Origin of the sequence: Mycobacterium sp. (assembly GCF_035499775.1) — a bacterium.
In the GTDB taxonomy this organism is placed as follows: Bacteria; Actinomycetota; Actinomycetes; order Mycobacteriales; family Mycobacteriaceae; genus Mycobacterium.
Genome location: NZ_DATJYB010000591.1, coordinates 1 through 6,056, shown reverse-complemented (window position 1 = coordinate 6,056; position 6,056 = coordinate 1). Strand labels below are relative to the sequence as shown.

Annotated in this window: 5 protein-coding genes; all 5 read left to right on the top strand. The window is 69.7% G+C overall.

The window, feature by feature from the left end:
• Positions 1 to 1,048: aromatic amino acid lyase (locus VML93_RS35765; protein ID WP_325618175.1), on the top strand; the 1,048-nt coding region annotated here is incomplete at its 5' end.
• Positions 1,045 to 2,451 carry an aromatic amino acid lyase gene (locus VML93_RS35760; RefSeq protein ID WP_325618173.1) on the top strand — a complete coding sequence of 469 codons (1,407 nt, stop codon included), beginning with the start codon at positions 1,045 to 1,047 and terminating at the stop codon, positions 2,449 to 2,451. The genes VML93_RS35765 and VML93_RS35760, both read left to right, overlap by 4 nt.
• A gap of 199 nt (positions 2,452 to 2,650) precedes the next feature.
• The gene (locus tag VML93_RS35755; RefSeq protein ID WP_325618171.1) at positions 2,651 to 4,702 is read left to right on the top strand and encodes a serine/threonine-protein kinase PknD; all 2,052 of its coding nucleotides are present in this window, start codon (positions 2,651 to 2,653) and stop codon (positions 4,700 to 4,702) included.
• Between the two features lie 217 nt (positions 4,703 to 4,919).
• The gene (locus VML93_RS35750; RefSeq protein WP_325618169.1) at positions 4,920 to 5,345 is read left to right on the top strand and encodes a cupin domain-containing protein; all 426 of its coding nucleotides are present in this window, start codon (positions 4,920 to 4,922) and stop codon (positions 5,343 to 5,345) included.
• Between the two features lie 325 nt (positions 5,346 to 5,670).
• Positions 5,671 to 6,056: GMC family oxidoreductase N-terminal domain-containing protein (locus VML93_RS35745; RefSeq protein ID WP_325618167.1), on the top strand; the 386-nt coding region annotated here is incomplete at its 3' end.

The window sequence follows — 6,056 nt, the reverse complement described above, 5'->3', positions numbered from 1 at the left end:
CCGCGGGTTCGGGGGCGGGTACCTCGATGAGCGTGTCGTGCGCGGCATCATCTTCGCCCGGCTTGCCAACTTCGTCGCCGGGAACTCCATGGCCAGGCCGGTGATCGCCGAGCGGCTGGCGGCCATGCTCGACGGCCCGCTGCCGCCGGTGCCGCTGGACGGGGAGGTCGGCGCGGGCGAGGTGCTGCCGCTGTCCCACGTGCTGCGCGGCTTTCGGCTCGATGACCTCGAGGAGGGCGAGGCCAACCCGGTGGTCAACGGATCCCCGGTATCGGCCGCGCTGGCCGCGGATGCCGCGCTGCGGGCCGCCCCCAGGCTCAGCCGCGCCGAGCAAGCGCTGGCGCTGTCGGCGGCGGCGTTCGGCGTCCCGGCCGACGCCTATGCCGAGGAGCTCGGTGAGCTGTGGGGAGACGCCGACGAGGCGGCGGCGCTGGCGGCGCTTCGCCACCACCTGTCCGGCGCATCACCCGGTCGGCGGCAGGCAGACCAGGTGCCGGCCAGCTACCTGATCCTCGGCCGGGTGCTCGGGCAGGCGCACCGCGCGGTGGCGGGATTGACCGAGGCGGCCCAAGTCTCGCTGCGGTCGGTGACTGACAACCCGGTGTACCTGCCGCCCGACGCTGCGCACCCGCTGGGGCAGGCCGTCTCCACCGGCGGTTTCCACAACGCCATGGCCTACCCTGCGCTGAACGCGCTGGCGGCCGTATGGGCCGACCTGACGCTGTTGGCCGGGCGGCACGTGACGGCGCTGCGAGCTGCCGATCCTGCGGCCGGCCCGGGACCGGAGCTGAGCGCGCTGGCCGAGGAGGCACGGGCGGCGGCCATGCCCACTCTGCTGCCCGCGGCGGTCAACGACCCGCAGGACGACGTGTCCTCGCCGACCTTCGGCGCCTACCGCCGGGAGGCCACGGCCGCGCAGTGCCTCGACGGCGCCATCGCGCTGCTCGCCGGGGAGGCGGGGCGGGCGCTAGACGCCGCGGGGCGCCAGCCCGCTCCGCCGGTCAGGGATCACGTACGCGCGGCGCGCAAAGGACCCGCCCCGGCATGACGGTCGTGCTGGATACCAGGGACGACTTCACCCTCGCGAACTTCCGGCGGGTCTGCTACGGCGGTGAGGCTGTGCGGCTCGGCGAGCAGGCCCGCCGTGCGCTGGCCGCGGCCGGACGGGGCCGCACGGCGCCCGGAGAGGCGGGCGCGGCCAGCGCACGGGCGGTCCCCGCGGCCGCCGCGCCCGCGGGCTCCGGGTCTGAGGGCTCGGGGTCTGAGGGCTCGGGGTCTGCGGGCGCGAGCGACGGGTATCTCGACGAGGCCGTGGTGCGGGGGATCCTCTTCGCCCGGCTGGCCGGCTGCGTGTCCGGGCACACCGCGGTGGGGCTCACCGCCGCCGAGCGGGTGGCCGCCCTGCTCGGCGGCCCGGCTCCCCGGGTGTCGTCCGGCGGCCCGGCGGGCCCGGACGAAGCCGCTGTGATGGCCGCCGCCCTCGCCGGGGTGCGACGCGACGACCTCGGCGAGGCCGAGCTGAGGGCGCTGGCCGAGCCCGCGGCGTGCCCGGCGGCGCTGGCCGCCGACACCGCGCTGCGGTCCCGGCACCGGCTGGATAACGCGCAGGCCGTCTGCGCGCTGTCGATCGAGGCGTTCGGCGCCCCGCTCGGCGCCTACGACGCAGCGCTCGACGACCTATGGGGGGACGCGCACGAAGCCGCGGCGCTGCGGGCGCTGCGCCGCCACCTCGACGGCGCGGGGACGGAAGGCAGGCGGTTCCACCAAGCTCCGGTGAGCTACCGGATCATCCCGCGCGTGCTCGGCCAGGCGCACCGGATGGTGGCGGCGGTCGAGAAGGCCGCGGCGACCGCGCTGCGCGCGGTGACAGGCGACGTGCTGCTGGCCGGCCGGGTGCTGCCCAGCGGCGGCTTCCACAACGGCATGGCCTACCCGGCCATGAACGCGCTGACCGCGACCTGGGCGGATCTGGCGCTGGTCGCCGAGCGCCAGATCACCGCTCTGAACAGCGCCGAGACCTCGGGCCTGCCGGTCAACCTGGCCGTCCTCGAGGCGGCGCCGATCGGCACCTACGGCTACGGCTGGGCGGCGAGCAGCTACGTCGAGGAGGCGCGGGCCGCGGCCGCGCCCGCGCTGCTGCCCGCCGCGGCAGGCGATCGACGCTCCGACGTGCTGTCGCCGGCGTTCAGCGCGCACCGCAGGGAGCGCCGCGCCGCGGAATGCCTCGACGGGGTACTGGCCATCCTGGTGATCGTGTCCAGCCAGGCGCTGTTCGTGACCGGCCGCAGCCCGGCCGGGCCGCTGCGGTCGCTGCTGTCGTTCGCGCGCTCGGTATTCCCGCCGATCGACGGGACCGGAGTGCGGGATCTGAGCGCGGACGGCCGATTGCTGCAGCAGGCCCTGTCGGCGGCGGCGGTCACCGGCCACCTCGTCCCCGCGCCTGGGCCGTAACGACAGCCGATCTGGTTCGCAAGCTCCATGGCGGATCTTTGCCGTTCACTGTCACGGGCGGGCCCGCCCACCATCGTTACTCAAGGAGTGTCTACCTGCCCTCGGGCGGGCCGGGTGAGTCGTCGCCGCTTGGCTCCGCCTGGAAATTGAGTAGCGCAGTACTGTATCGACACCGCGAGACACGATGCATGTTGTTCAGGTGATCGAAGAACTCGGCGAACGCGAGGAAGCGCCACGTACGACGCAATTGCCATTCGGGCGGTACCGGCTGATCGAGTTGTTGGGCCGAGGCGGCGTGGGCGAGGTGTGGCGCGGCCATGATGCCGTTACCGACCGGGTCGTTGCCGTCAGAGTCCTGCCCGCGGGTCTGTCTGGAGATGGAGACTTTCAGCGGCGTTTCCGCCGGGAAGCCCACGCCGCGGCGCAATTGGAAACCCCCCATGTGGTGCCGATTTACGACTACGGCGAGATCGACGGCCGGCTGTTCGTGAGCATGCGGCTAATCAGGGGCCACCACCTCGCTGCCGTGCTGACCCGCGGGCCGCTGGATCCGGCGCGCGCGGTGCGCATCGTCGACCAAGTTGCCAAGGCGCTGCATGCTGCCCACAAAGTCGGGCTTATCCACCGCGACATCAAACCCTCCAACATCTTGCTCGACGACGACGACTTCGCCTACCTGATCAATTTCGGGATCGCCCCCACCATGGACGAGGCCCGAATTACCCAGACCGATATCCCGGTCGCCAGCTATCGCTACATCGCGCCCGAGCGGTTGGCGATCGGAGCCGACGAGGACGCCCGCGCCGACATCTACTCGCTGGCTTGCGTTTTGTATGAAGCTCTGACCGGCGCCCCGCCGTTTCCGGGGGACACCATGCCGCAACTCATGGCCGCGCACGTCAACGCCCGGCCGCCGCGCCCGTCCGTCACCCGACCCGAGGTGCCCGCCCCGGTTGACGAGGTCATCGCGACCGGTATGGCCAAAGACCCAAAACAGCGCTACGCCACCACCATCGAACTGGCGAACGCGGCCCGCGACGCCATCACCAGTCCGATTCAGCGACCGGCACCGAGTCCGCATCAGCGACTCCCCGAGCCAACCGCAAGTCCTGTCCCGACGCCGGCCTTCCCGGACTACCAGCGGCCGCAAGCCCCGCCCAGCCCACGGACCGCAGCGGCGACGCAACTCGGTCCGGAATCGACGCCCTACCACGCGCCGCAGTTCGCGCCGCCCGCCCCGCAGGATCAGCAGCGGACCCTCTCGCCACCGCCGCCCGTCGCGCCACCCACCCCGACGAGGGCCGGCGGGATCAGTCGGCGCACCACAATCGCGCTGATCGTGGGCGTCATTGCTCTCGTCGCCGTGATCGTTGCGGCCGTCGGTATTTCCGCCCTCGGCAACGATGGGCCTACTCAGGCGCCCTCGACATCCTCATCCACGACAACATCGGCATCACCCCCGACAACATCGGCATCACCGACGTCATCGCCGCGGTCCTATGTGGCTCAGACGCTGCTGCCCTTCGCGGACCTCCAAATCGCCAACGGTGTAGCGGTGGACAGCGCCGGCAATGTCTACGTCACCTCCGGGGGCGGCAACCGGGTGCTGAAACTGGCGGCGGGCGGGTCAACTCCGATTGTGCTGCCCTTCGCCGGCGTCAAGGATCCCAGCGGTGTGGCGGTCGACAGCAGCGGCGCCCTCTACGTCACCTCCATCGACAACAACCGGGTGCTGAAACTGGCGGCGGGCGCGTCCGCTCCGATTGTGCTGCCCTTCACCGGCCTCAACAACCCCAGCGCTGTGGCGGTAGACAGCGTCGGCAACGTCTACTTGATTGACAACGGCAACAACCGAGTGTTGAAACTGGCGGCGGGCTCATCGACCCAGACTGTGCTGCCCTTCACCGGCCTCAACAAGCCCTCGGGTGTGGCCGTGGACAGCACCGGCAACGTCTACGTGACCGACCTCAACAACCGGGTGCTCAAACTAGCGGCGGGCTCATCCACCCAGACCGTGCTGCCCTTCACCGGCCTCAACCAACCCATGAGCGTAGCGGTGGACAGCACCGGCAACGTCTACGTCACCGATTTCTCGAACAACCGGGTGCTCAGACTAGCGGCGGGGTCGACCACCCCGGAAGCGCTGCCGTTCACCGGCCTCAACAAACCCATGGGCGTGGCGGTGGACAGCACCGGCGACGTCTACATCACCGACATGAGCAATCGGGTGCTGAAGCTGCCGCTGCAGTAGTCCGCTCGCGACACCGAGCGGCTGGACGGAGGTCGTGTCTCCCCGGACGAGCTGACCCTCACCACAGACCACGGACTACTGGCTTTCAAGGGTTCGATTTCCTTCCCCTCCGGCGAGTCTGAGTACGACAGCCGCAGACGGTTGTCGTGTCGCGAGTGTCGCGGGCAACGGCGGCGCATCTCACCGGCTCGTCTCAACCACCGAGGAGGAACACCCGATGACCAAGAAATATGACCCCGGATGGGAAACTGCGCTGACGGTCGTGCAGGAAGTGCAACCGCCGTTCATTCCCCAAGGCGCACATGCGATGACCGTGGTGATCGATTACCCGCCAGGCAGCGCAGGCGCGCCCCCGCACCGGCACCCCAGCGGTCCAGCCTTCGGCTACATGCTGGAAGGCGAAATGCTGTTCGAACTGGAGGGTGAGCCGCCCCGCGTCATCCAGGCGGGCGAAGCATTCTGGGAACCGGGTGGCGACGTCATCCACTACTCAGACGGCAACAACCGCGACGACATGAGGTGCCGCTTCACCGTCACCATGCTGTGCGTTCCGGGCAAGCCGATGCTCGAACTCGTCACCGACGACGAGTTGAAGCGTCGCGAACACCTCCGCGTTCACGCGGAACCCAGCACCGCAGGTTAGGGGCTACAGAAAACTTGGCTGGGGCGCCCAGGGCTTCGACACCAACGGGCGCCCTCGCCGGTGAGCGTGACCGCGCGCCGGCCCAAAATCGCTTGCAACAAGCAGCTTTCGTTGCCGGCAAGGCGGCGGGACGCATGCGTCCAACGCGGCGAGTCGATTGGCCATCGGGCGCCGCTTGCGAGTGCGACATCAAGCAAATGAATTTCGGTCGTGTCCATTTAGTGGACAGGTAGTGGACGCCATCGCGCGCGGGTTCCTACCGTCAGAAATCGCTGGCAGCAATGAAGGTGACAGCTCTGACACTCCAGCACAGAGACGAGACGACATGAACGAGTTGACGGCCAACGACTTTGCCATCGCCGACTATGTAGTGGTCGGCACCGGCTCGGCGGGCTCGGTGATCGCCGAGCGGCTCAGCGCCGACCCCAGAAACCAGGTCGTGGTGCTCGAGGCGGGAGGAGAAGACACCGACCGCCGCATCAAAATGCCGGTGACGTGGACGCAGCTGTTCCGGAGCCCCATCGACTGGGACTACCTCACCGAGCCGCAGCCCGAGCTGAACGGGCGGCGGATCTATTGGCCCCGGGGCAAAACGCTGGGTGGCTCGTCGTCCATGAACGCCATGTTGTGGATCCGCGGATTCGCCGCCGACTACGACGAGTGGGCCCAACACGCCGGCGAACAGTGGTCGTTCAACCGAATCGTCAAGTA